This is a genomic window from Pseudomonas sp., assembly GCF_035497915.1.
Classification (GTDB): Bacteria; Pseudomonadota; Gammaproteobacteria; order Pseudomonadales; family Pseudomonadaceae; genus Serpens.
Map to the genome: position 1 here is coordinate 179,757 of NZ_DATJCS010000051.1, position 23,053 is coordinate 202,809.

The 23,053-nt window shown below is 67.6% G+C and carries 23 protein-coding genes; 10 read left to right on the forward strand and 13 right to left on the reverse strand.

Translation table 11 applies throughout. The annotated features are described in order from the left end of the window. Positions 1 to 4 precede the first annotated feature (4 nt). The gene (gene narI / locus VL129_RS15875; RefSeq protein ID WP_325414392.1) at positions 5 to 688 is read left to right on the forward strand and encodes a respiratory nitrate reductase subunit gamma; all 684 of its coding nucleotides are present in this window, start codon (positions 5 to 7) and stop codon (positions 686 to 688) included. A 14-nt stretch (positions 689 to 702) separates the two neighbouring features. Then, positions 703 to 1,509: a peptidylprolyl isomerase gene (locus VL129_RS15880; protein WP_325414394.1), complete on the forward strand. Its 807-nt coding sequence runs from the start codon at positions 703 to 705 to the stop codon at positions 1,507 to 1,509. A gap of 33 nt (positions 1,510 to 1,542) precedes the next feature. On the opposite strand, the gene VL129_RS15885 is transcribed toward VL129_RS15880, so the two are convergent. The 4 genes from VL129_RS15885 to VL129_RS15900 form a co-directional block, all read right to left on the reverse strand. After that, a complete protein-coding gene (locus tag VL129_RS15885) occupies positions 1,543 to 4,659 on the reverse strand; it encodes a tetrathionate reductase subunit A (protein WP_325414396.1) in 3,117 nt (1,038 codons plus the stop codon). 15 nt (positions 4,660 to 4,674) lie between these two features. Next, a complete protein-coding gene (gene nrfD / locus VL129_RS15890) occupies positions 4,675 to 5,712 on the reverse strand; it encodes an NrfD/PsrC family molybdoenzyme membrane anchor subunit (RefSeq protein WP_325414398.1) in 1,038 nt (345 codons plus the stop codon). A 10-nt stretch (positions 5,713 to 5,722) separates the two neighbouring features. Next, complete coding sequence (gene dsrO / locus VL129_RS15895; RefSeq protein ID WP_325414400.1) at positions 5,723 to 6,487, reverse strand: sulfate reduction electron transfer complex DsrMKJOP subunit DsrO; 765 nt, start codon at positions 6,485 to 6,487, stop codon at positions 5,723 to 5,725. A 62-nt stretch (positions 6,488 to 6,549) separates the two neighbouring features. Further along, positions 6,550 to 7,371: a TlpA family protein disulfide reductase gene (locus tag VL129_RS15900; RefSeq protein ID WP_325414402.1), complete on the reverse strand. Its 822-nt coding sequence runs from the start codon at positions 7,369 to 7,371 to the stop codon at positions 6,550 to 6,552. A gap of 201 nt (positions 7,372 to 7,572) precedes the next feature. Here VL129_RS15900 and VL129_RS15905 point away from each other — a divergent pair, with 201 nt between their 5' ends. Beyond that, complete coding sequence (locus VL129_RS15905) at positions 7,573 to 7,986, forward strand: DoxX family protein (protein ID WP_325414404.1); 414 nt, start codon at positions 7,573 to 7,575, stop codon at positions 7,984 to 7,986. Positions 7,987 to 7,999: 13 nt separating this feature from the next. On the opposite strand, the gene VL129_RS15910 is transcribed toward VL129_RS15905, so the two are convergent. Together VL129_RS15910 and VL129_RS15915 are read right to left on the reverse strand one after the other, a co-directional pair. Further along, complete coding sequence (locus VL129_RS15910; protein ID WP_325414406.1) at positions 8,000 to 8,206, reverse strand: hypothetical protein; 207 nt, start codon at positions 8,204 to 8,206, stop codon at positions 8,000 to 8,002. A 105-nt stretch (positions 8,207 to 8,311) separates the two neighbouring features. Further along, positions 8,312 to 8,530 (reverse strand): HP1242/YdcH family protein, encoded by a 219-nt coding sequence (locus VL129_RS15915; RefSeq protein ID WP_325414408.1) that lies wholly within the window; start codon positions 8,528 to 8,530, stop codon positions 8,312 to 8,314. Between the two features lie 208 nt (positions 8,531 to 8,738). Here VL129_RS15915 and VL129_RS15920 point away from each other — a divergent pair, with 208 nt between their 5' ends. From VL129_RS15920 to VL129_RS15935, 4 genes are all read left to right on the forward strand, one after another. Further along, a complete protein-coding gene (locus VL129_RS15920) occupies positions 8,739 to 10,364 on the forward strand; it encodes a VRR-NUC domain-containing protein (protein WP_325414410.1) in 1,626 nt (541 codons plus the stop codon). Then, positions 10,361 to 12,643, forward strand: a complete 2,283-nt coding sequence (locus tag VL129_RS15925) for an ATP-dependent DNA helicase (protein ID WP_325414448.1) — start codon at positions 10,361 to 10,363, stop codon at positions 12,641 to 12,643. Before VL129_RS15920 ends, VL129_RS15925 begins: the two co-directional genes overlap by 4 nt. A gap of 154 nt (positions 12,644 to 12,797) precedes the next feature. Beyond that, the gene (gene phnN / locus VL129_RS15930) at positions 12,798 to 13,370 is read left to right on the forward strand and encodes a phosphonate metabolism protein/1,5-bisphosphokinase (PRPP-forming) PhnN (RefSeq protein WP_325414412.1); all 573 of its coding nucleotides are present in this window, start codon (positions 12,798 to 12,800) and stop codon (positions 13,368 to 13,370) included. Positions 13,371 to 13,451: 81 nt separating this feature from the next. Beyond that, positions 13,452 to 13,673 (forward strand): DUF3079 domain-containing protein, encoded by a 222-nt coding sequence (locus VL129_RS15935; protein WP_325414414.1) that lies wholly within the window; start codon positions 13,452 to 13,454, stop codon positions 13,671 to 13,673. Between the two features lie 46 nt (positions 13,674 to 13,719). On the opposite strand, the gene VL129_RS15940 is transcribed toward VL129_RS15935, so the two are convergent. Further along, positions 13,720 to 14,706 (reverse strand): diaminopimelate dehydrogenase, encoded by a 987-nt coding sequence (locus tag VL129_RS15940; RefSeq protein ID WP_325414416.1) that lies wholly within the window; start codon positions 14,704 to 14,706, stop codon positions 13,720 to 13,722. A gap of 161 nt (positions 14,707 to 14,867) precedes the next feature. Between VL129_RS15940 and VL129_RS15945 the strand changes: the two genes are divergently transcribed. Beyond that, on the forward strand, positions 14,868 to 16,148 hold the full coding sequence (locus VL129_RS15945; protein ID WP_325414418.1) for an NAD(P)/FAD-dependent oxidoreductase: 1,281 nt from the start codon (positions 14,868 to 14,870) through the stop codon (positions 16,146 to 16,148). Between the two features lie 13 nt (positions 16,149 to 16,161). Here VL129_RS15945 and VL129_RS15950 read toward each other — a convergent pair whose 3' ends face one another. The 6 genes from VL129_RS15950 to VL129_RS15975 all read right to left on the reverse strand — a co-directional run bounded on the left by VL129_RS15950 (position 16,162) and on the right by VL129_RS15975 (position 21,054). Continuing rightward, positions 16,162 to 17,112: a PA2778 family cysteine peptidase gene (locus VL129_RS15950; RefSeq protein ID WP_325414450.1), complete on the reverse strand. Its 951-nt coding sequence runs from the start codon at positions 17,110 to 17,112 to the stop codon at positions 16,162 to 16,164. Between the two features lie 29 nt (positions 17,113 to 17,141). Then, a complete protein-coding gene (locus VL129_RS15955) occupies positions 17,142 to 17,537 on the reverse strand; it encodes a PA2779 family protein (RefSeq protein ID WP_325414420.1) in 396 nt (131 codons plus the stop codon). A gap of 88 nt (positions 17,538 to 17,625) precedes the next feature. After that, complete coding sequence (locus VL129_RS15960) at positions 17,626 to 18,225, reverse strand: ABC-type transport auxiliary lipoprotein family protein (RefSeq protein WP_325414422.1); 600 nt, start codon at positions 18,223 to 18,225, stop codon at positions 17,626 to 17,628. Continuing rightward, positions 18,222 to 19,139, reverse strand: coding sequence for an MlaD family protein (locus VL129_RS15965; protein ID WP_325414424.1), 918 nt, complete (start codon positions 19,137 to 19,139; stop codon positions 18,222 to 18,224). The genes VL129_RS15960 and VL129_RS15965 overlap by 4 nt, the downstream gene beginning before the upstream one ends. Continuing rightward, a complete protein-coding gene (locus tag VL129_RS15970; RefSeq protein WP_325414426.1) occupies positions 19,139 to 19,927 on the reverse strand; it encodes an ABC transporter ATP-binding protein in 789 nt (262 codons plus the stop codon). Before VL129_RS15970 ends, VL129_RS15965 begins: the two co-directional genes overlap by 1 nt. Continuing rightward, complete coding sequence (locus tag VL129_RS15975) at positions 19,924 to 21,054, reverse strand: MlaE family ABC transporter permease (protein WP_325414428.1); 1,131 nt, start codon at positions 21,052 to 21,054, stop codon at positions 19,924 to 19,926. Before VL129_RS15975 ends, VL129_RS15970 begins: the two co-directional genes overlap by 4 nt. Before the next feature lie 161 nt (positions 21,055 to 21,215). On the opposite strand from VL129_RS15975, the gene hemN reads away from it, so the two are divergent. Continuing rightward, the gene (gene hemN / locus VL129_RS15980; protein WP_325414430.1) at positions 21,216 to 22,562 is read left to right on the forward strand and encodes an oxygen-independent coproporphyrinogen III oxidase; all 1,347 of its coding nucleotides are present in this window, start codon (positions 21,216 to 21,218) and stop codon (positions 22,560 to 22,562) included. A 169-nt stretch (positions 22,563 to 22,731) separates the two neighbouring features. Beyond that, positions 22,732 to 23,053 (forward strand): cyclic nucleotide-binding domain-containing protein (locus VL129_RS15985; protein WP_325414432.1); only part of this gene is annotated, 322 nt, incomplete at its 3' end.

A 23,053-nucleotide genomic window follows, 5' to 3' on the forward strand; every position in this document is an offset into this window, starting at 1 on the left:
CCCCATGTTCTTCGAATACCTGCAGCACCTGATCTATGGCTATTACCCCTACCTGGCCGGCACCGTATTCCTGGTCGGCAGCCTGCTGCGCTTCGACCACGGGCAGTACACCTGGAAGGCGCACTCCAGCCAGATCCTCTCGAAAAAGAACATGCGCCTGGCCAGCAACCTGTTCCATGTCGGCATCCTGGTGATCTTCTTCGGCCACCTGTTCGGCATGCTCACGCCGCACTGGATGTACGGACGATTCATCAGCGCCGGCGACAAGCAGCTGCTGGCCATCATCATTGGCGGCATCGCCGGGGCCATGGTGGTGGTCGGCGGCGCCATGCTGCTGTACCGGCGCTTCTTCAACCCGAGGGTCAAGGCCACCTCGGGGGTCATGGACAACCTGATCCTCGTGCTGCTCGTCTTCCAGGCCGCCCTGGGCATGGTCACCATCATCTTTTCCCTCGGCCACCTGGAGGGCGACGTGATGCTGACCCTTGCGTCCTGGGCGCAGGCCATCGTGTTCTTCAACGGCAACGCGGCGAATTACCTGGAAGAAGTCTCGTGGATCTACAAGGTGCATATCTTCGTCGGCCTGACGATCATCTTCCTGTTCCCCTTCACCCGGCTGGTGCACATCTGGAGCATTCCGCTGGGCTACCTGGGGCGCAACTACCAGATCGTGCGCAAGCGCGGCTGAACGGGAGGCCCGCGATGGAACTGATCGATATCCAGAACCTGCAGGACGCGCCCGTTCCGGTGATTCGCGTTGGCGCGGTGGAATTCGGCGAGGCGGATATCGCCCGGGAAACGCCCTTCCACCCGGCGGCGACCCTGGCTGAAGCACAGCTGCAGGCCGCCCGCGCCCTGGTGGTGCGCGAATTGCTGCGGCAGCGTGCCGAGGTGCTGGGACTGTCGCTGCGCGACGCCGATGACGACCAGACGCTGGCCGCGCTGCTGGAACGCGAGCTGCAGGTTCCCGAACCGGACGAAGCGGCCTGCCGGCGCTTCTTCGAGCACAACCGCCAGCGCTTTGCCGAACCCTTGCTGCTGCGGGTGCGGCACATCCTGCTGGCGGCGGCGCCGGACGATGCCCGCGCGCGGGATGGGCAGTATCGGCTCGGTCAGAAGCTGCTGCGCCAGTTGCGCGAGGCGCCGGAACGCTTCACCGAGCTGGCGCAGCGCCATTCGGCCTGTCCGTCGAAGACGGATGGCGGCGAGCTGGGTTGGCTCGCGCCGGGGCAGACCGTGGCGGAACTGGACCGCGCCCTGCTCCATCTGCCCATCGGGCTGCACGAACGGCCGCTGGCCTCGCGCTACGGTTGGCACCTGATTGCCATCGATGAACGCCAGGAAGAGAAGCCGCTGCCCTACGAGCAGGTCGCCGAGCGGGTACGCCACAGCCTGCGTGAGCAGGCCACGCGCCGTGCCCTGCGCCACTACCTGCTGGCCCTGGAGGAAGAGATCGGCGTCGAAGGCCTGAAACTGGACGCCGACGCCGATGGTGCGCTGATGCGCTGAGCGCCGCCCGGGAGCCGGGCGGCGTAGGCCGGATCAGACGCGCTCGATGCGCACCGGCAGGGCCTGGCGTACCGCCGCGCCCGAGACCCAGTCGATCCACACGTTGGTGTCCGGACGGGTCGGATCGCCGAAGCCGAGGTCGTTGAGGTTGACCCCCGCCCCCAGCGCCGGGTTGTGCGGCATCGGCTGGCCATTCACCTGATGGGCGCGCGCGCCCAGCTCGGTGTGGCCGTAGCCGTGTTCCACGGCGATGGTGCCACGCATCAGCCCGTCACGGACCAATGCCACTCCTTCCCGTGCACCACCCGGCGTGACCAGGCGCACCGTGTCGCCATGACCGATGCCCAGGCGCGCCGCGTCGTCGCGGTGCAGGTACACCGGATTGTGCGGGTGCACCTGACGCAGCCGGTCGGCGCCGATGGAAAACGCGCTCATCAGGTGCGATTTGAAGGAGATCATCAGCAGCGGCCACTGGTCTTCGCCATACAGCTCCCGCATGGAACGGCCGTCGGCCATGCGCACCGGGTACCAGGTCGGGCAGCCGCTGTAGCGCTCGCCGGTCAGCGAGTGGCGCATCTTGGCCAGGTCCTCGTACCAGATCTGCTGCGGCTTCGCGTAGCCCTGACGCAACTGGCCCTTCTCGTTCCAGGCATCATCGATGCGCGCGAAGCGTCCGCCACGGCTCATCAGCAGCGCCACGCGCCGCCATTCCTCGGGCTTGAGGCTGTGCTGCAACTGCTCGGCGTAACGTTGCGCGCCGGTCAGCGCCAGGTCGTCATCGCTGGCTTCCGGCACCGGCTGGCCGCCGGCGTAGGCGATGTTGGCGAAGCCGCGCAGGTAGAAGTCGGCGGCGCTGTTCAGGTCATAGTGGTTGCCCTGGGCGTCGCGAATCGCGCCGGCGCCGAAGCCCGGCATGCCGAGGCGCTTGGCGGTGGCGATCAGGAAGCTTTCCAGGCTGATCGGCTGCCCCTCGGCGGTCTTCGCCACGCGTGGCTCGACCACCGGCCAGCGCACGCTGGAGGCCTTGGCCACCACGCCGTTCCAGGGCGCGGAAACGCCCCAGCTCTCGTAGGTCAGGGTGTCCGGCACGATGTAGTCGGCCAGCGCGCTGGTTTCGTTGATGAACGGGTTCACCGCGATGCTCAGCGGAATCAGCTTCGGGTCGCGCAGGCGCTCCTCGATGACGTGCCGCCAGCCGGCGATGCCGTACACCTGGTTGCCCATGTGGTTGATCCACACCTTGGCGCGGTACGGGTAGCCGTCCAGGGCGGCGGCGATCATCTCCGAGCTCAGCCCGCCGACCGCCGGGTACCAGGGCGCCTTGGCCGGATACGGCGACTGGCCCGCCTCCTTCTTGCGGCGGTATTCGCTGCTCTTCTCATAGGGGAAGCGGTGGCGCGACAGCGCCACGCCCTTGGGATCCACCTTGCCGGCGAAGCCGCCGATGTTGTAGCGCGGCCCCGGGCCGAACGGCGGAAACAGGCCGGCGTCGACCACCAGGCCGCCCTTGACGTTGAGGTTGCCGATCAGCGTGTTGAGCATGCCAATGGCATAGGCGGTGTAGAAGCCGGCGCCACTCATGGTGCCGCCGTGGGAGTTGGCCACCGCCTGCTTGCCGTAGCTCGCGAAGCGTTCGGCCAGGGCGGTGATCTTCTCCACCGGCACGCCGGATTCGCGGGCGTATTCCTCCAGGCTCATGCGCCGGGCTTCGGCGTGCAGGCGGCTCAGCGAACTGCTGACCCGCACCGGCTGACCGTCCAGGGTCACCGTGCGCTCGACGAACAGCTCCGCCGGTTCAGCCTGGGTGTGCGCGGCCAGCTCGCCGTCGGCGCGTTGCACCACATAGGCTTCGGCATCGCTCCAGCCCAGGTCGGCGCCGCGCAGGAAGGTGCCGAAACGCGGATGCTCGGGGTCGTTCACCAGCAGGTGGGTGGCGTTGCTCCAGGACGCCTCGCCGGCCGCCTGCATGGCCGCCGGCCCCGGCTGGGACAGCATGCCGGCGTCGTGGCGACGGTTGTCGAGGATCCAGCGGATCATGCCCATCACCAGCGCCAGGTCGCCGGCCGGCTTGACCGCTAGCCATTCGCTGCCGTCGCTGAGCACGTTGGAGGTCGCCGGCAGGGTCGGCGACACCACCACGTACTCGAACACCGGCTTGTTGGTGCGCGTACGCGCCTCGGCCAGTTGCCGGCCCTGGCGCTGGAACGGGTTGCCGGCCTGGGCCGGCGCGGTGCCGATGAACAGGCCGAAACGGGCATTGTCCCAGTCCGGCTTGCCGTGGGGCATGCCGGCCAGGTCGCCGAGCGCCGCCGAGGTGCCCACCCGGTAGGTCTGGCCGCAGTAGGAGCCGTGGTTGGAGAAGTTCACGCTGCCGAAGGACTGCTGGGTGAAGCGGCGCACGAACGGCGTGCGGCCTTCGTTGCCGGCATCGGTGAACAGCAGCTGGTTGGTCAGCGGGCCGTATTCCGGGTTGGCCGGGTCGATCAGGGTTTCACGGTCATAGATGGTGCGCAGGCCGTCCACATGGCCTTCGCCGAACAGATCGCCACCCTCGCAGATTTCCTCGACCAGCTGTTCGAAGGAAATCGTCTGCCATTTGCCCTCGCCACGCTTGCCCGCGCGCTTGAGCGGTTGCAGCACCCGGTAGGGGCTGGTCAGTTGCTCGAACATCGCCGAGCCACGCCCGCAGGCGGTGGCGCGACCTTCGATGCCGGCATCGCCGCCCAGCGCGGTGTACACATCGCGCACCGGGGTGCGCATGTCCGCCGGCTGGGTGGTGGCCAGCGGGTGATACGGGTTGCCGGCCACCCGGATGATGCAGTTGGCCTCGTTATCCACCCGCACACGAATGCCACACTGGGTCCAGCAACCCAGGCACACCGACGGGCTGACGGTCTGCCCCGGCTGGGTGGACAGCGCGCCGCTCAGCGGGTCGATGCGAAATTCCGGGGTCAGCGAATTGCCGCGCACCGCGTCGGCGGTGGGCGTGCCGGCGGTGCCGTGCACCAGCCCGGTCACCGCCCGGCTGACGGTTTCGCTGTAGCCGGCGGCGAACACCGCCAGCCCCCCGGCGACGGCGGCGCCCTGGGTGATCACCTTGCGCCGGCCGGCGTCCTGCAGCGCTTCCTGTTGCTTGGTCTTGTCGGTCATGTCATCGACTCCAGATCAGTGACCGGCGCGGGCCGGGTTGTAAGAGGGAAAGCGTTCCAGCACGAACACCACGGCGACCAGCAGGGCCAGGCACAGGCCGAACATGCCGACGATGCCCAGCAGGCCGTCACCGCCCAGCGGCATGCTGTACAGGTACAGGCCGGCGCCGTACTTGGGCACGCCCTGCACGCTCATGAACACCACCCAGCGGAACACCCAGGCCGAGACCAGCATGGCCAGCGCCACCAGCAGCGAATAACCGCAGCCACTCAGGCGCGCAGCCGGGCGGGCGAGCATGACCAGCAACAGCAGGCCGCTCAGCGCGGCGCCGAGCAGGCTCAAGCGCCACACCGGGAAGTCCTCGAACAGGCGCAGCGCCGCCGGGAACGACGGATCCAGCCCCAGGCTGCCGGTGGCCACCCAGACCAGCACGCCCAGCACCACCAGCAGCAGCGCGCTGATACCCAGGCGGCGCAGCAGTTCCAGCGGCATCGCCGGCAGACCGCCGGGCAGCCAGCGACCGACCAGCAGCATGGCGCCGAGGGCGGCCAGCCAGCCGGTCACGGCGAAGTTCCACGGCAGCAGCAGCGTGTTCCACAGCGGGCGGGCACGCACCACCATCACTTCGGCGCCGGTGTAGACCAGGATGCCCACCGCCAGCAGCGCCATGGCCAGGCCGGTCAGGCGCAGCAGGCGCTCGCGGCGCAGCCACCAGAGCAGGCAGAAACCCAGGGCCAGCATCACGAACAGCGGCAGCAGGTAGGCACCGATGGACATCCACGACCAGGGCGTGAAGTGCGCATAGAAGTGCCAGAAACGCCCCGGCTGATGGAGGTCGGCCAGCAGCGAGACCGGCGCGGCGATGGCCGTGACCAGCAGCACCACCACGGCCGCCGGCAGCAGGCGCGCCGACGGCGAGCCTGCCTTGCCAAACGCCAGGACGGCGGCGGTGAGCGCCGTGGTGGCGGCGATGCCGATGAAGAAGAAATACTGCACCGCCCAGGGCAGCCAGGCGGCTTCGTAGTCGGGGGTCAGCAGCTCAACGATCTGCATGGCAGCCTCCTCAGTGCTTGGCGATCAGACGGATACCCGCCTGGCCGTCCACTTCGTTGACGAAGGCCTCGGGCAGGCCGATGTAGTACACGTGCGGGTCGGTGTTCATCCCCGGCTTGAGTACGCGGATCTCGTCCTTGTGGGCGTCCAGCCGGCGGGAAATCTCGCTCTGCGGATCGTTCAGATCGCCGATCACCCGCGCGCCGCCCACGCAGCTTTCCACGCAGGCCGGCAGCAGGCCGACCTCCAGGCGGTGCTCGCAGAAGGTGCACTTGTCGGCGGTCTGGGTCTCGTGGTTGATGAAGCGCGCGTCGTAGGGACAGGCCTGCACGCAGTAGCCGCAGCCCACGCAGCGCTCGTTGTCGACCAGCACGATGCCGTCGGTACGCTGGAAGGTGGCCTGCACCGGGCAGACCGGCACGCACGGCGGCTCGTCGCAGTGGTTGCACAGGCGCGGCAGGTTGATCAGCGCCGAGGGGGCGTCCGGGGTCTCGGTGACTTCGTACTGCAGCACGGTGGTGCGGAACTGGCCGATCGGCGGCAGGTTCTCCACCGAACAGCTCACCGTGCAGGCCTGGCAGCCGATGCACTTGCGCAGGTCGACCAGCATGCCGTAGCGCTTGCCCTCGATGCCCGGGCGCCGGGGTGGCTGGTCGCCGATGCCGGCCTGGGCGGTACTGGCCAGGGGCAGCAGGCTCACGGCGGCACTCAGGCCCAGCAGGTCCTTGAGCAGGCCGCGCCGGCCGGTCGAAGGCGTTTCATCAGACTTACTCATGGCGTTTCCTCGCAAGCACTACTCAAAGCATTCCGGGATCGCGGTATCGCAAGCCCTTGGGTTCATGGGCGGGGCGGTGGATCGACAGCGATGCGCTCCAGCGCGTGAGCCAGGCTGGCGCGCGACAGCTCGCCCAGATGGCTGCCGCGCTGCCGGCCTTCTGCGTCGTAGAAGAGCGTGGTGGGCAACATGCCCGAGCCGACCTGGGCGCCCAGGCGGCTGCCGCCGTCCAGCAGCACGTTGTCCAGCCACAGACCTTGACTGGTCAGGTAATCGCGCACCGTTCGCGCGCCCTCGCCCTGGTTGACGAACAGGAAGATCACGCCGGTTTCCCGTTGCTGGGCCTCGGCAAGCACCGGCATCTCGCGCCGGCAGGGCGGGCACCAGGTGGCCCACAGGTTGATCACCAGCGGCTGACCGCGGAAATCGCCGAGCTGCACCGGTAGCCCGTTGAGGTCCATCAGCACCTGCTCGGGCAGCCGGCTGGAACGTTCCAGGGCCTGCAGCAGCAGGTGACCGCCGCTCCAGCAGAGCACGCCGACCAGCAGCCCCAGCCACAGCGGACGCCGCAGGCGGGGATTGCGCCAGGCCTGCCAGAGTCCCAGGGCGAGGCCGGCGAGCAGACCGGGCACGGCCAGGAAACCGCCATCGCGGATATCCAGCAGGCTCCAGGGGGAATCCCGGTAAAGGTCGAAATAGAGGGCGACAAAAGACAGCCGTGCGACCAGCAGGCTTACCAGCAGCAGGCGAAACAGTTGGGGTTCAGGATTGCAGGCGGAGCGTCGCCCGCTCCACCAGCCCACCAGCAGGGCCAGGAGAAAGCTGACAATCAGCAGCACATGAGACATACCCAGGGCCAGGGGACCCGCACTCACACTCAGCATCGGTTCGCTCTATTGGGAATCACGGATTGGCGGACATCCTGTCCCTGCCGGTGAATGTGCCTCGGGGAGGTTAAGGGGCGATTAAAGCCCTTGTTACCATGTGGATTTGGTGACGGGACCGGATGACGCACCCTAGTCCCGCGAAGGTGCGATTCAACGCTATCGTCATACCTGTCCCATCGAGTCCAAGAGGGTGCAACCATGCGATACGGTCTGTTGGACAGCCAACGCGACGCCATTCTGCTGCTGGCCCGCCTCCTGCTGATGCTGCTTTTTCTCCTGTCAGGCTGGAGCAAGCTGATCGGTTTCAGCGGTACCGTGGGCTATATGGAATCGCTGGGTGCGCCCCTGCCCTGGCTCGCCGCAGCGATCGCGGTGGTCATGGAGTTATTCGTCGCCATCGCGCTCATGCTCGGGTTCTATACCCGACCGCTGGCGTTGCTGTTCGCCCTGTTCGTGCTAGGCACCGCGCTGCTCGGCCATCCCTTCTGGGAGATGGCCGGCGCGGAGCGGGCAGCCAACATGACGCAGTTCCTGAAGAACCTCAGCATCATCGGCGGCCTGCTGGTGCTGGCTGTCACGGGGCCGGGACGCTATTCGCTGGATCGCCGCTAGCAAGTGCCTGCGCTCAGCGCTGTTCGCGCGCGGGCGTCTTGCCGTTGTCGAGATCGCCCAGGTCCGGGTCGACGCCGACATCGTCTTCCTCACGGTCCTCATCCGGCACCTGCTCCACGCCGGGTTCGCGGCGCGGGACTTCCTGCTCGGGCGTGCCGGGGAAATCGATCTGGTTGTCGCCCGGGTCCCGTTGGGCCTGGATCCGCTCTGAATGCCTCATGCTGCACCTCGCCTGCGGGGAAACTGTGCAGGCTTTGAGTGCTTGCCAGGGCTTTCGATGCAGCGGACTGCCCTGTGGTCATGGCGACCGCAGGGCAAGCGGAGATCAGGCCTCGGCGGCCTTTTTCAGCACCACGTGCATCTGGTCCTTCAGGCGCAGCTTTTCCTTCTTCAGGCTCTCGATCTCGGCGGCCGTACCGTGCTCGATGCGCGCCTCCATGTTCTTGATGCGCTGGTCCAGCTCGTTGTGTTCGTCAAAGAGACGGGAGAAGTGCGCATCATCGTTCTTCAGGCGGCTGATCAGATCGCGATATTCGGGAAACATGGGAACGCTCCTTGTGTAGTGGCAGGAAGATCCTACGGCCGTGACCCTGCGGTCGGATAGGCGGCCAAGCCACTATCCGCCGTTGCATTGACATCGATCATGCCGGGCATCGCGCGCCACGGCCGTTCCGCTGCGTCCTGTCCGGCTCGCCTTGCCGCGCAGACGGCGCCTCGCGTACTGTATAAAAAAACAGCTTCGCACCCTCTACATGCCTCCCGAACTGTATTACCTGAGCAACTTCCAGAAGGGCCTGGACTGGCTGGTCGAGCGCTATGCCGACCTGCTGGACGACGCCGAGCGCGCCTTCATCGAGCGCTTCGGCGGCCTGGCGCAAGCCTCCCAGGCCCTGCTGGTGCGCATGATCATGCGCAAGGGGCCGCATTTTCGCGCCAGCAAGCTGGATTACCCGGAGATCGGCTGCGCGCGGGACGCTGCCGCACCCTTGCTGGATGCCGGCTGGCTGGACCCGCGCGCCGGGCTGAGCCTGGCCGAGCTGTTCGAACAGCTGCGCAAGGACGAGCTGACTCGCCACCTGCCCGACGCCCTCCCCCATGCGCGCCTGAAGAAGGGCGAGCTCTTCGATCTGCTGGCCCCGCAGCATCCCGCGCCCCGGCCGTTCGCCGACTGGTGCCCGGCGCTGGACGATCCGCTGTTCAGCCTGACCATCGGCGAGCTCTGCGAACGGCTGCGCCTGATGTTCTTCGGCAACCTGCGCCAGGACTGGTCGGAGTTCGTGCTCGCCGACCTGGGCATCTTCCGCTACGAACAGGTACAGATCGATCCGGAATCGCGGGGTTTTCGCCGCCGCGAGGACCTGGATACCTACCTGGCCGTACAGCGCTGCCGCGACGCCTGGGAAGCGGGCCAACCGCTGGATGACGTGCTGGCGGCGCTGCAGGCGCTGGATTGCGCGAACCCCTATCTGGCGCGCCGGCGCGACAAGCTGCGCTTTCACATCGCCCAGCACCGGGAACGCGAGGCCGAGCTGGAACAGGCCCTGGGCCTGTATGCCGAATGCGGCTACCCGGGCGCCCGGCAGCGCCGCGTGCGGGTACTGGAGCGCCTGAACCGCCCGGCGGAGGCGCATGCCCTGGCGCTCGAGGCGCAGCGCAATCCGGAAAACCAGGCCGAGCTGCAACTGATCGAGCGCGCCCTGGTGCGCCTGGAGCGCCAGCTCGGGCTGGGCAAGCGGGCGCGCCCTGCCGAAGCACCGGTCGGGCGCCTGGATTTGACCCTGCCGGCCTGCGCAGACGGCGTCGAGCTGGCCGTGGCCCGGCACCTGACCCTGGCCGAAGCGCCGGTGTATTACGTGGAGAACAGCTTGGTGTGCGGCCTGTTCGGCTTGCTGTGCTGGGAAGCGCTCTTCGCACCGGTGCCGGGTGCCTTCTTCCATCCGTTCCACAGCGGGCCGACCGACCTGTACAGCCCGGACTTCCGCAGCCGGCGCGCCGAGGTGTTCGAGCGCTGCCTGCAGCGCCTGGACAGCGATGCCTATCGCCCGCACCTGCGCCAGATGTACGCCGCCAAACAGGGCCTCCAGTCGCCGTTCGTGCACTGGGGCGTGCTGGACGAAGCCCTGCTGGAACTGGCGCTTCAGTGCATTCCCGCCGCGCACATCAAGGCCTGGTGCCTGCGCCTGCTCGGCGACCTGCGCGCCAACCGCGCCGGCATGCCGGACCTGATCCAGTTCTGGCCGGCCGAAGGACGCTACCGGATGATCGAGGTGAAAGGCCCGGGCGACCGCCTGCAGGACAACCAGCACCGTTGGCTGGCCTTCTGCGCCGAGCACGGCATGCCGGTGGACGTCTGCTACGTGCAATGGGCAACAGCGTGAGCTACCGCGTCGCCGTGCGCGCGCTGTGCGAGTTCGCCGCCAAGGTCGGCGACCTGGACCTGCGCTTCACCCCCTCGCCCACCGCCCAGGAAGGCATCGCCGGACACCAGGCGGTGGTGGCACGGCGCGGTGCGGACTACCTGGCCGAATACCGCCTGAGCGGCGACTACCGGCTGCTGACGGTGACCGGCCGCGCCGACGGCTACGACCCGGCGCAGAACCTGCTGGAAGAGATCAAGACCCATCGCGGCGCGGTGGAGCGCATCCCCGACAACCATCGCCAGCTGCACTGGGCGCAGGCCAGGGTCTACGGCTGGCTGCTGTGCCAGGAGCGCGACCTGGAAACCATCGAGCTGGCGGTGGTGTATTTCAATGTGCTGAGCAAGAAGGAGACGGTTTTCCGCGAGACCTTCCAGGCCGACGCGCTACGCAGCTTCTCCGAAACCCTCTGCGAGCGTTTCATCACCTGGGCCGAGCAGGAAGTCGCCCACCGCCGCGCCCGCGACAGCGGGCTGGAGCAGCTGCGCTTCCCTCATCCGGCCTTCCGCACTGGCCAGCGCGAACTGGCCGAGGCGGTGTACCGTGCCGCCCGCGACGGCCGCTGCCTGATGGCCCAGGCCACCACCGGGATCGGCAAGACCCTGGGCACGATCTTCCCGCAGCTGAAGGCCTTTCCCGGGCAGCAACTGGACAGGCTGTTCTTCCTCACCGCCAAGACCACCGGTCGGCATCTGGCGCTGGAAGCACTCGGCACGTTGCGTGAACAGCCGGCCGCCCAGCCCTTGCGCGTGCTGGAGCTGACCGCCCGCGACAAGGCCTGCGAGCACCGCGACAAGGCCTGCCACGGCGACTCCTGCCCGTTGGCCAGGGGCTTCTACGACCGCCTGCCCGCCGCGCGCCAGGCCGCCGTCGAACAGGGCTGGCTCGATCAGGGCAGCCTGCGTGAAATCGCCCTGCGCCACGAGATCTGCCCCTATTACCTGGCCCAGGAAATGGCCCGCTGGTCCGACGTGGTAGTCGGCGATTACAACTACTTCTTCGATCTCAGCGCCCTGCTCTACAGCCTGACGGTGCTCAACGACTGGCGCGTGACCCTGCTGGTGGACGAGGCCCACAACCTGATTGAGCGTGGCCGTTCCATGTACAGCGCCGAGCTGGACCAGCGTGCCTTCCGCGCCCTGCGGCGCATCGCCCCGGCCGGCCTGAAGTCCGCGCTGGAGCGTGTCAACCGCCACTGGAATCAGCTGCACCGTGACCAGGAAGTGCCCTATCAGGTGTATCCCGCCGCACCGGACCTGTTTCTGCTCGCCCTGCAGAAGGCGGTCAGCGCTATTACCGATCACCTGACCGACCAGCCCACCGGCAACGATGCCGAGCTGTTGCGTTTCTACCTGGACGCCCTGGTGTTCTGCCAGCTGGGCGAGGCCTTCGGCGACCATTCGCTGTTCGATATCACTCGCGAGGAGGACACGGCGCGCCAGTCGACCTCCGTGCTGTGCCTGCGCAATGTCGTACCGGCGCATTTCCTGGCCGAGCGCTTTCGCGCCGCCCACAGCTGCACGCTGTTTTCCGCCACCCTCAGCCCGGCCAGCTTCTATGCCGACCTGCTGGGCCTGCCCGAGGGGACGCCTTGGCTGAACGTTGCCTCGCCGTTTCGTGCCGAGCAGTTGCAGGTGCGCGTCACCCGCGACCTGTCCACCCGCTACCAGCACCGCGCCGACTCGCTGCAGCCGATCAGCGACCTGCTGGCCCGCCAGTTTGCCGAGCGTCCCGGCAACTACCTGGCGTTCTTCAGCAGCTACGCCTATCTGCAGCAGGTACTCGAGCAGTTCCAGGCCGAGTATCCCGAGGTGCCGGTATGGGTGCAGTCGCGGCAGATGGACGAAGCCGAACGGCAGCGCTTTCTCGGACAGTTCCGCCCGGGCGGACGCGGCATCGGTTTCGCGGTGCTGGGCGGCGTGTTCGGCGAGGGCGTGGACTTGCCCGGCGACCGGCTGATCGGCGCCTTCATCGCCACCCTCGGCCTGCCGCAGATCAACCCGGTCAACGAGCAGATGAAGCAGCGCATGCAGGCGATGTTCGGTCGCGGCTACGACTACACCTACCTGTTTCCCGGCCTGCAGAAGGTGGTGCAGGCCGCCGGCCGGGTCATTCGCACCCCTGCGGACAGCGGCACGCTTTACCTGCTGGATGACCGTTTCGCCCAGCCCGAGGTGCGCCGCCTGCTGCCGGCCTGGTGGGAGGTGCAAGGCATGCGTCTGAAGGGAAGCCCTTGGTGAAGGAAATGGCTGGTGCGCTGCGCGCCGCTGCGGGATCATGTGCAGCCCTGCTGGCTACCTGACATATCCCCTTCACGATGTGCCTGTTCGAATCCGCCGGCCCTGGCCGGAAACACCCTGCAGCTGCGCCCTGCGGCGCGCGAGAGGCCTGACGATGGCGGGTCGCCTGGTTTATCTGATCGGTCCTTCCGGTTCGGGCAAGGACAGTCTGCTGCGCGCCGCCGCCGAGCCGCTGGCGGGCATCGGCGCCTGCATTGCCACACGGCTGATTACCCGACCGAGCGGTAGCCTCGGCGAGGAACAGGCCATCGGCCTGGAGCCGCAGGAGTTTCATGCGCGGCGGGAGCGTGGCGAGTTCGCCCTGCACTGGCAGGCCAATGATCTGCACTATGCGATTCCCCGCGAGATCGACGACTGGCTGGCGGCCGGTCGCACCGTGCTGGTCAACGGTTCACGCGGGCATCTGCGCGAAGCGCGACGCGTCTATCCGGCGCTGCTGCCGATCCTGCTGCAAGTGGAGGAAGCGGTCCTGCGCCAGCGACTGCAACGTCGTGGCCGGGAAACCCCGGAACAGATCGAGGCGCGCCTGCAGCGCAGCCGGCAGATGGCACGCGAGCTGGCCGACGAGACCGATCTGCACATCCTGGACAACTCGGGTGCGCTGGACGACAGCGTGCGCCGCTTGCTGGCGCTGATCGCCGAGCCGCCCGACGACCTGTCTCGCTAAGCCACCGCGACTTGATTCCGGTCAAGGTTGGCCGGGTCCATGCGGCGGAGCATGGCAGCGCGCAGCGAGGTAACGTACGTCATGGCCAAGAAATTCCCGCTCAACCCCGCCCATCCCGAGCGCATCTGCTGGGGATGTGATCGCTATTGCCCGACCGAATCCCTGGCCTGCGGCAACGGCGCCGACCGCACCCAGCATCCCAGCGAAGTCTGGGGCGATGACTGGCACGCCTTTGGCGGCTGGAAGGTGGAAGGCGACTCGGCGGTGGCCGTCGAGCCGCAAGACCTGATTTTCCGCGGCTGACGCGCGCTCCACCGGCTGGAATCACCGCCGATGGGGTTCATCGTGGTTACAGCAGCTCGGCGCGCAACTGCTCGGGCGTCTTGATCGACAGCAGGCCGGGCGCCACATCGAAGGCTGTCCTGGCGCCGATCTGACCCTGCTGGTTCAGGCGATACCCCGCGCGGGCATAGGCCACCAGTACGCTGGCGGTGAACTCCGGGTTGCTGTCCAGCTGCAGGGAATACTCGATCACCTGGTTGTGCGCCTCGTGGGTGCTGCCACTGCGGATCACGAAACCACCGTGGGGCATGCGGTCATGCTCGCGGCGCAGGGTGTCCTCGCTGATGAAATGCACGCGGGTGTCATAGTCGGCGAAGTAGTTGGGCATGCTGACGATAGCCTGCTCGACCGCCGCGCCATCGGCGCCCTCGACCAGCACCACGTAACACTCGCGGGTGTGCTTCTGGCGGGTGGTCAGTTCGGGACGCGCGCCGCTGCGCACCTGTTCGATCGCCTCGGGTGCGGGAATCGTGTACTGCACGCCGGCCTTGACGCCCGGTACGCGGCGAATGGCGTCCGAATGGCCCTGGCTCAGGCCCTTGCCCCAGAAGGTGTAGGTGGCGCCGTCGGGCAGCAGGGCTTCGCCATACAGCCGGTTGATGGAGAACAGGCCCGGGTCCCAGCCGATGGAGATCAGCGCGGTCTTGCCGGCGGCACGCGCCGGGGCGTCCACCGAGGCGAAGTACTCGGGAATGCGCGCGTGGGTGTCGAAACTGTCGACGATGTTGAACAGCGCCGCCATTTGCGGGCCCTGCTGCGGCAGGTCGTCCTTGGAACCGCCACAGAGGATCAGCACGTCGATGGCGTCCGTGAACGCCGGCAGTGCGGCGATGGCATGTACCGGCGTCTGCGCGAACAGCGGCGTCAGCGACTCGGGTGAACGCCGGGTGAAGATGCCCACCAGCGTCATGTCCGGATTCTTCGCGATGGCGGCTTCCACACCGCGTCCCAGGTTGCCGTAGCCGGCGATGCCGATGCGAATCTGCTTGCCCATAAATACCTTGCTCGAAAAAACGCCCCGTTTTGGGGCATGACTGCCCGACGGCGCACCATACACCATTTCGCTCGATTTCCCCTGTGCCCCGGGATTGGCGACCGTCGGCGCCTGAGATAGGATCGGCGCATCGTCAAATATTTGATACAGAGTCGATCGGAATGATGAACAGCCACCCCGAGTCCTACTATGCCGCGTCGGCCAACCCGGCCCCGGTGCGTCCGCCGCTGCAGGAATGTACGGATACCGATGTCTGCGTGATCGGCGCCGGCTACACCGGGCTGTCCACGGCGCTGTTCCTCGCCGAACAGGGCTACCGGGTGGTGGTGCTGGAAGCCGTGCAGGTCGGCTTCGGCGCCTCGGGGCGCAACGGCGGGCAGATCGTCAACAGCTACAGCCGGGACATCGACGTGGTGGAGCAGCATGTCGCTGCGGACCAGGCCCGGCTGATCGGCGCGATGGCCTTCGAGGGCGGCCGCATCATCCGCGAACGGGTCGAGCGCTACGGCATCGCCTGCGATCTCAAGCCGGGCGGTGTGTTCGCCGCCTTCACCGCCAGGCAGTTGCGCAACCTGGAAGAACAGAAGCGCTTGTGGGAGCGCTTCGGCTACGGCCACCTGGAACTGCTGGACGAGGGCGGCATCCGCGAGGTGGTGGCCAGCACGCGTTACATCGGCGGCATGCTGGACCGTCAGGGTGGCCACCTGCATCCGCTGAACCTGGCGCTGGGCGAGGCGGCGGCCTTCGAATCCCTGGGCGGCATCATCCATGAGCACAGCCCGGCGCTGCGCATCGAGCGCGGTGCCAAGCCAGTGGTGCATACCCCGCAAGGCCAGGTGCGGGCGAAGTTCCTGGTGGTGGCCGGCAACGCCTATCTGGGCGGCCTGCTGCCGGAACTGGCGGCCAAGTCGATGCCCTGCGGCACCCAGGTGATCGCCACCGAGCCGCTCCCCGAAGCGGTTGCGCAATCGCTGCTGCCGCAGGACTACTGCGTCGAGGACTGCAATTACCTGCTGGACTACTACCGGCTTTCCGCCGATCGCCGGCTGATCTACGGCGGTGGCGTGGTCTACGGCGCCCGCGACCCGGCGAACATCGAAGCGATCATCCGGCCCAAGCTGCTCAAGACCTTCCCGCAACTGGCGAAGGTGAAGATCGAGTACGCCTGGACCGGCAATTTCCTGCTGACCCTGTCGCGCCTGCCGCAGGTCGGGCGGATCGGCGACAACATCTACTACTCCCAGGGCTGCAGCGGCCACGGCGTCACCTACACCCACGTGGCCGGCAAGGTACTGGCCGAAGCCCTGCGCGGGCAGGCCGAACGCTTCGACGCTTTCGCCAGCCTGCCCCACTATCCGTTCCCGGGTGGGCGCCTTTTCCAGGCGCAGTTCAGCGCCCTGGGCGCCTGGTACTACAGCCTGCGGGATCGGCTGGGGGTGTAGGCGCAGTGCCGCTCTACTGTAGGGCCGGGTTTATCCCGGCCGACGGCGCACCGGCCCCACACGAAACCGGCAACGCCTCACAGCGGCCACCTTCTCTCGCAATCTCCAGCGGCGCACGAAAACGCCGATCCTCGGGCGCCAACGCCACAGCACACTTGCGCGCGGCTTGGGCCTGCGCCGCGCACCCCTGCCCGGCCAGCACTTCCGACAGGTTGAACCAGCCGGCGGCGAAGTCCGGAGCCCGTTGCACGCTGCGCCGCAGCGCGCTGGCCGCACCCGCTGGATCCGCCTGCGCATGCAGGCTGTTGCCCAGCGCGAACCAGGGCAGCGCGTGCGTATCCCACTGCCGCGCGGCCGCGCGATAGGCCCGCTCGCCCGCCTCCGGCTGGCCGGTTTCCTCCAGATCGCTGGCGGCCCGCAGCCAGGGCAGCAGCGTCGCCGTGGCCGGCAGCCGAGCGGGGTCGGTGACCACCAACGCCCAGCGCTCGCCCCGCTGCCAGGTGCGCATGAAGGTGGCGAAATCCGTTTCCAGGCGCCGGGTCACGCCCGAGCGCAGCACCAGCACTTCGCGCGCCCGGTCGTAGCCGACCACCACGGCGAAATGCCAGGTCGGCCACCAGTTGAACGCCAGGTTCTGCAACACCAGCACGGGGTTGCCGGCCGCCACTTCCGCCAGGATGCTGTCCAGGTGCGGCTCCAGCGGATAGACCAGACGCCCTTCCTGCCGCGCGGCGGCCACCAGCTCCACCTGCAGGCTGCCCTGCCGTCCGGGCAGATAGACCCGTTCCTTGAGCTGCTCCGGATGGCTGGCGATGCCGTCATGCACCAGCACGGTGGCGAGGGCCGCTGGCCCGCACTGGTAATCGTCCTGGGGGAAGAACGGCACCCGGGTCAGCTCGACACGCGCCGGGAGCCGCGCGGTTTCCGGCTGCAACACCGGTGAACGCGCGCAGGCTCCCAGCAGCGCCAGTAGCAGAACGAGTCCGAAACGAATCAGCGCACGCACCGGATGAAGCTGAAGATGTCGGTGGCGCAGAGCATGTCAGTGATGATGAAGATCACCAGGAACAGCACGATGATGCCGACCACGCTACCGCCGGCGGGCGCCTGTTCCAGTTGCTGGTTGAACTGCGCCAGTTCGGCGGCGGTCAGGCTGTTGATGCGCTGTTCCACCTGGTCGGGCGCCACACCCAGCGTCGCCAGCTTCTCTTTCACTCCCTGATCCTCGAGCATCTCCAGCAACTGCTGGCGATCGACCTGCAGCTGCTGCTCGGCGATGACTTCCGAGGTGCCGACCATGGCCTGGGCAACTGGCACCTGAACCACCACCAGCAAATGGAAGGCCGCCAGCACGGAGGCCAGATGACGCATGAATCGTTGGGCAATCATGTTCGCTGACTCCTTGAGAATACTCCCTGGTAGACCATGGGACCCTGGCGCCGTTCGGCCTGTACCCCGGGTGAGGTACCGGTAGCTCTCAGGATGTGCGCAACCTCGCAATGACCCAGGCGGTCACCTGCCGAGCCAGTTCATCGCTGGCCCGGCCCAGCGCCGCCACCGCCGCCTCGACGGAACTGTCATCCGCCGCCACTTCACCCTGGAACTTCCGGCTCGCCAGCACCAGGCGCTTGCCGCCACCCAGCAAGGTCGCCTGCATGCGCACCACGGCCACCGGCTTGCCTTGGCGGTACTCGATCTGGAACGCCTGCAGCTCGCCCGCCAGCTCGAACCCCGCCAGCGCCCTCATCTGGTCGCTCACTACGGCCCCAAACGCCTCGCTGGCGCGCAGCTGTTCCAGCAGCCGGTCGCGCAGCAGGATCGGCGCGTGATTGCTCCACCGCACCCCCGGGTAGGCACTGAGCCGCCCCGGCTCGGGTGCAACCAGGATGCGCGTGCTGTCGATCAGGGGCGAGGCTTGTGGCCGGCTGACGCGCAGCGTGTCCTTCAGGGGCGCTGCCGGGGCCGGGACGTCCGTGTGGGTCAGGTGCGGCAACTGGTAGACCCGCAGTTCCTCGCTTTCGGGGAGGATGGAGCAGCTGGCCAGCAGGCCGAACAGCACGGGCACGAGCATCTTCATGGGCGAAATTCCTCCAGGGTGTCGCGTTGCAGCAGGTAACTGGCCGGGTTCTGCTCCAGCCGGCGGCTGAAGGTACGCAGCGAGTCCAGCGCCTCGCCGAGGTCCTGCAGCATGGGCCCGAGCCCGGCCAGGCCCTGCATGCCGCTTTCCAGTGAATCGCGGTTGTCGACCAGCAGGGTTTCCAGCTCGCGACTGCTGCGCTGCAGCGAATTCATGGTCGCCACGGCCTGTTGCAGCACCTGCCGCCCTTCCTGGTTGAGGTAGCCGTCTAGGCTGCGCAGCACCCCGCTCGCCTCCGCCAGCGTGGCGTTCAGCTGGGTCATTGCCTGCTCGAGCCCGCCGCTCTGATCGGCCAGGTTGCCGGTGGCCTGCTCGATGTTGGCGACGATCTGGCCGAAGCGGGTGATGTTGGCCTCGGAGAACATCCGGTTGGCCTGATCCAGCAGCCGGGTGATGCTGGTGATCATGTCCTCGCCGCCCGCCATCAGCTTGGCGATCGGCGAAGGGTCGGCAATGATCACCGCCGGCCGATCGGGATGCGTGCGCAGCGGCGGGCTCTCGGGCGTGCCGCCCAGCAACTGGATGATCGCCGTGCCGGTCACCCCGGTGATTGCCAGTCGCGCGCGAGTGTCCTGCTTGATGGGCGAACCGGCCGCGACCCGGATGCGCGCCCGCACCTTGCGCGGATCGTCCGGGTCCAGCCACAGCGCCACCACGTCGCCGATGCGGATGCCGTTGTATTCCACCGCGCTGCCCTTGGACAGGCCGGTCACGGTTTCCTCGAACACCACCTCGTATTCGCCGAACGAACGGTCCGACTGACTCTTGGCCAGCCACAGCGCGAAGAGCAGCCCGCCGACCACCAGCAGCACCGTGAACAGACCGATCAACACATGATGGGCTCGGGTTTCCATCAGCGACTCCCCGCCGCCAGGGCGGCTTGAGCGGCCGCGCGCCCGCGCGGCCCGTGAAAGTAATCCTGGATCCAGGGATCCTCGGTGGCGGCCACCACCTCCAGGCGGTCGGCCACCCGCACCGTGCGGTTGGCCAGCACGGCCACCCGGTCGCAGATCGCATAGAGGGTGTCCAGATCGTGGGTGACCAGGAACACGCTGAGCCCCAGCGCATCGCGCAGCGTGGCGATCAGCGTATCGAACGCCGCCGCGCCCACCGGGTCGAGGCCGGCGGTGGGCTCGTCCAGAAACAGAATCTCCGGGTCCAGGGCCAGCGCCCGCGCCAGGGCGGCGCGCTTGACCATGCCGCCGGACAGCTCGGCCGGGTACTTGTCCTCCGCGCTGCCCGGCAGGCCGGCCAGGGCCAGCTTGAGCCGCGCCAGGCGCTCGGCCTCCGGGCGGGGCAGACCTGCATGCTCGATCAGCGGCAGCGCGGTGTTTTCCAGCACGGTCAGCGAGGTGAACAGGGCGCCGCGCTGATACAGCACGCCGAGTCGCCGCTCCAGGCGTGAGCGCGCTTCCGGCGACTGCCGTTCGAGCTGCTCGCCCAGCACGCGGATGCTGCCGGCGTTGGGCCGACGCAGGCCGACGATGCTGCGCAGCAACACCGACTTGCCGGTGCCCGAGCCGCCGACCACGCCGAGCACCTCGCCCCGGTAGAGATCCAGATCCAGGCCTTCGTGCACCACCTGGTTGCCAAAGCGGTTGACCAGCCCGCGCACCTGGATGACCGCCTGCTCCCGGTTCACCAGCCCATCTCCATCAGGAACAGCGCGGCCAGGGCGTCGATCAGGATCACCACGAAGATCGACTGCACCACGCTGGAGGTGGTGTGCTCGCCTACCGACTGGGCGCTGCCGCTGACTCGGAAGCCCTCCAGACAACCGATCACCGCGATCAGGAAGGCGAAGATCGGCGCCTTGGCCATGCCCACCAGGAAATGCCGCACGTCTACGCCGTTCTGGATGATGCTCAGGTACAGGCTGGGCGGGATGTCCAGCGACAGCATGCACACCACGCCGCCGCCCAGCAGGCCGCTGAGCATGGCGATGAAGGTCAGCAGCGGCAGCGCGATCAGCAGGGCGAAGACCCGGGGCAGCACCAGCAATTCGAGCGGGTCCAGTCCCAGGGTCCGGATGGCGTCCAGTTCCTCGTTGGCCTTCATGGAGCCGATCTGCGCGGTGTAGGCGCTGGCCGTGCGCCCGGCCAGCAGGATGGCGGTGAGCAGCACGCCGAACTCGCGCAGAAAGGAAAAGGCCACCAGGTCCACGGTGTACTGCGTGGCGCCGAAATCGGCCAGCACCGTGGCACCGAGAAAGGCCACCACGGCGCCGACCAGAAAGGTCAGCAGGGCGACGATGGGCACCGCATCCAGGCCGGACTGTTCCAGGTGGGCGACCAGTGAGGTCATCCGCCAGCGCCGCGGACGCAACAGGACGCGGACCAGGGTGGCCAGCACCAGGCCGATGAAGCCGAGCAGGCCGACCACATGCCGCCACAGCGCGTCCACGGTACGGCCGATCTGCTCGAGCAGTTCCAGCAGCGTGGATCGTCGCGGATGCGCCTCGGCGGGCGCCATACCCTGCAGGGCACGCGCCACGCTGCGCAGCAACGCCCGGCGCTCCGCCGACAGCCCCTCGGCGCGATCGGCCAGCTCCAGCAGCCGCTCGGCGCCGAACAGCTCGGCGAGCAACGCCGCGCCGGCCGTGTCCAGCTCGCGCAGCTCGCTCATGTCGACCTGGCGCGCCGTTGCCGAGGCCTCCTTCCAGCGCGCCAGCCCGGCGCGCAGGCCGGCATAGTGCGCAAGCGTCCAGGCGCCGCCCAGACGCAGCGAGGCGGAGTCTTCATCGGAGCGGATATTGGCGTGCGGGACCATGTGGCCAGCTTAGCAAGTGTCCGCCGGCCTGCCGGTCGGGTGAGCGTGAACCACCGGTCAAGCGCGCAACGCCTGATACCACGGGGCTTTGATACAGATCAAAGAGCCCCCCGCCCCCCCCACCTAGACTCACCGCCACTGAAAACACGCTGGGACGTCCGATGCTCGACGCCATCCGCTGGGATCCCGAACTGATTAGCCGCTACGACCAGGCTGGCCCGCGCTACCCGTCGTACCCCACGGTGGCGCAGTTCCATTCCGGAGTCGGCTCGTTCGACCTGCTGCATGCCCTGCGCACCAGCCGGCGCGAAGGCCGCCCCCTTTCGCTGTATGTGCACATACCCTTCTGCGCCAACGCCTGCTACTACTGCGCGCGCACCAAGGTGGTGACCAAGGACCGCAGCTGCTCGCAACCCTACCTGAAGCATCTGGAGCGGGAAATCGCCCTGCTCGCCTGCCACCTGGGCCCCAACCAGCAGGTGGAACAGTTGCATTTCGGTGGCGGCACGCCCACCTTTCTCAATCACGCCGAACTGCGCCAACTGATGCAGACCCTGCGGGCGCACTTCAATCTGCTCGATGACGACTCCGGGGATTACAGCATCGAGATCGACCCGCGCGAGGCCGACTGGTCGACCATGGGCCTGCTGCGCGAACTGGGCTTCAACCGGGTCAGCCTCGGCGTGCAGGCACTCGACCCGGACGTGCAGCGTGCCGTCAACCGCCTGCAAAGCCTGGAGCAGACCCGCACCCTGGTGGATGCCGCGCGCACGCTGCAGTACCGCTCGATCAATATCGACCTGATCTACGGCCTGCCCCGGCAAACCTTCGAGCGCTTCTCCGGCACGGTGCAGGCCATTATCGACCTGCAGCCGGAGCGCATTTCGCTCTACAACTACCTGCATCGGCCGGAACGCCATGCCGGCCAGCGGCGCATTTTGACCGAGGAGCTGCCCAGCCCGGATCAGAAGCTGGACATGCTGCACAACGCCATCGAGCAGCTGACCGCCGCCGGCTATCGCTACGTGGGTCTCGACCACTTCGCCCTGCCCGACGACGAGTTGGCCATGGCCCAGGAAGACGGCTTCCTGCAGCGCAACTTCCAGGGCTACACCACCCATGGGCACTGCGATGTCATCGGCCTGGGCGTTTCCGCCATCAGCCAGGTGGGCTCGCTGTACTGTCAGAACGACACCGACCTGGCCGGCTACCAGAACAGCCTGGCCAATGACCAGCTGGCCACGGCGCACGGCCTGCACTGCAACGCCGACGACCTGCTGCGCCGTGATGTGATCCAGCGGCTGATCTGCCATTTCGAGCTGGACTTCGCCAGCCTGGAGCGCGCCCACGGGATCAGCATGCAGGACTATTTCACCGACATCTGGCCGCAACTGCAGACCATGCACCGCGACGGCCTGCTGACGCTCGATCCGCAGGGCATCCAGATCCTGCCGGCCGGGCGCCTGCTGGTCCGTTCGGTGTGCATGCTGTTCGACCGCTATCTATAACCCGGCACTGGCCTGCGGCCATTAGTCACAAACCGCACCCGGCCCGCGAAACAGAGCGCTTTAAGGGCCGCGACTGGCGGTATTGGTGTGCATTTGCCGGCTAGTCCTGCCGGTTTTCCTGGGGTAACCTTGCGGGCATTGTGAATCCTCCCTTCTCTCAGGAAGAGCCATGTCCGAGACCAACAAGCTTCGTGCGTCCCATCAGGCGCATTGCAAGGATTGCAGTCTGGCTCCGTTGTGCCTGCCGTTATCCCTCAATCTGGAAGACCTGCATGCGCTGGACGAGATCGTCAAGCGTGGCCGGCCCTTGAAGAAGGGTGAATTTCTGTTCCGTCAGGGCGATGCGTTCGGCTCGGTATTCGCCGTGCGCTCCGGCAGCCTGAAGACCTTCAGCGTCACCGACCTCGGTCAGGAACAGATCACCGGTTTCCACCTGCCCAGCGAGCTGGTCGGCCTTTCCGGCATGGACACCGAGCTGTATCCGGTGTCGG

Excerpts from the sequence above, each read along its gene's own strand:
- narI (WP_325414392.1), top strand. The coding sequence starts at position 5 with ATGTTCTTCGAATACCTGCAGCACCTGATCTATGGCTATTACCCCTAC.
- VL129_RS15880 (WP_325414394.1), top strand. The coding sequence starts at position 703 with ATGGAACTGATCGATATCCAGAACCTGCAGGACGCGCCCGTTCCGGTG.
- VL129_RS15885 (WP_325414396.1), bottom strand. The coding sequence starts at position 4,659 with ATGACCGACAAGACCAAGCAACAGGAAGCGCTGCAGGACGCCGGCCGG.
- nrfD (WP_325414398.1), bottom strand. The coding sequence starts at position 5,712 with ATGCAGATCGTTGAGCTGCTGACCCCCGACTACGAAGCCGCCTGGCTG.
- dsrO (WP_325414400.1), bottom strand. The coding sequence starts at position 6,487 with ATGAGTAAGTCTGATGAAACGCCTTCGACCGGCCGGCGCGGCCTGCTC.
- VL129_RS15900 (WP_325414402.1), bottom strand. The coding sequence starts at position 7,371 with ATGCTGAGTGTGAGTGCGGGTCCCCTGGCCCTGGGTATGTCTCATGTG.
- VL129_RS15905 (WP_325414404.1), top strand. The coding sequence starts at position 7,573 with ATGCGATACGGTCTGTTGGACAGCCAACGCGACGCCATTCTGCTGCTG.
- VL129_RS15910 (WP_325414406.1), bottom strand. The coding sequence starts at position 8,206 with ATGAGGCATTCAGAGCGGATCCAGGCCCAACGGGACCCGGGCGACAAC.
- VL129_RS15915 (WP_325414408.1), bottom strand. The coding sequence starts at position 8,530 with ATGTTTCCCGAATATCGCGATCTGATCAGCCGCCTGAAGAACGATGAT.
- VL129_RS15920 (WP_325414410.1), top strand. The coding sequence starts at position 8,739 with ATGCCTCCCGAACTGTATTACCTGAGCAACTTCCAGAAGGGCCTGGAC.
- phnN (WP_325414412.1), top strand. The coding sequence starts at position 12,798 with ATGGCGGGTCGCCTGGTTTATCTGATCGGTCCTTCCGGTTCGGGCAAG.
- VL129_RS15935 (WP_325414414.1), top strand. The coding sequence starts at position 13,452 with ATGGCCAAGAAATTCCCGCTCAACCCCGCCCATCCCGAGCGCATCTGC.
- VL129_RS15940 (WP_325414416.1), bottom strand. The coding sequence starts at position 14,706 with ATGGGCAAGCAGATTCGCATCGGCATCGCCGGCTACGGCAACCTGGGA.
- VL129_RS15945 (WP_325414418.1), top strand. The coding sequence starts at position 14,868 with ATGATGAACAGCCACCCCGAGTCCTACTATGCCGCGTCGGCCAACCCG.
- VL129_RS15955 (WP_325414420.1), bottom strand. The coding sequence starts at position 17,537 with ATGATTGCCCAACGATTCATGCGTCATCTGGCCTCCGTGCTGGCGGCC.
- VL129_RS15960 (WP_325414422.1), bottom strand. The coding sequence starts at position 18,225 with ATGAAGATGCTCGTGCCCGTGCTGTTCGGCCTGCTGGCCAGCTGCTCC.
- VL129_RS15965 (WP_325414424.1), bottom strand. The coding sequence starts at position 19,139 with ATGGAAACCCGAGCCCATCATGTGTTGATCGGTCTGTTCACGGTGCTG.
- VL129_RS15975 (WP_325414428.1), bottom strand. The coding sequence starts at position 21,054 with ATGGTCCCGCACGCCAATATCCGCTCCGATGAAGACTCCGCCTCGCTG.
- hemN (WP_325414430.1), top strand. The coding sequence starts at position 21,216 with ATGCTCGACGCCATCCGCTGGGATCCCGAACTGATTAGCCGCTACGAC.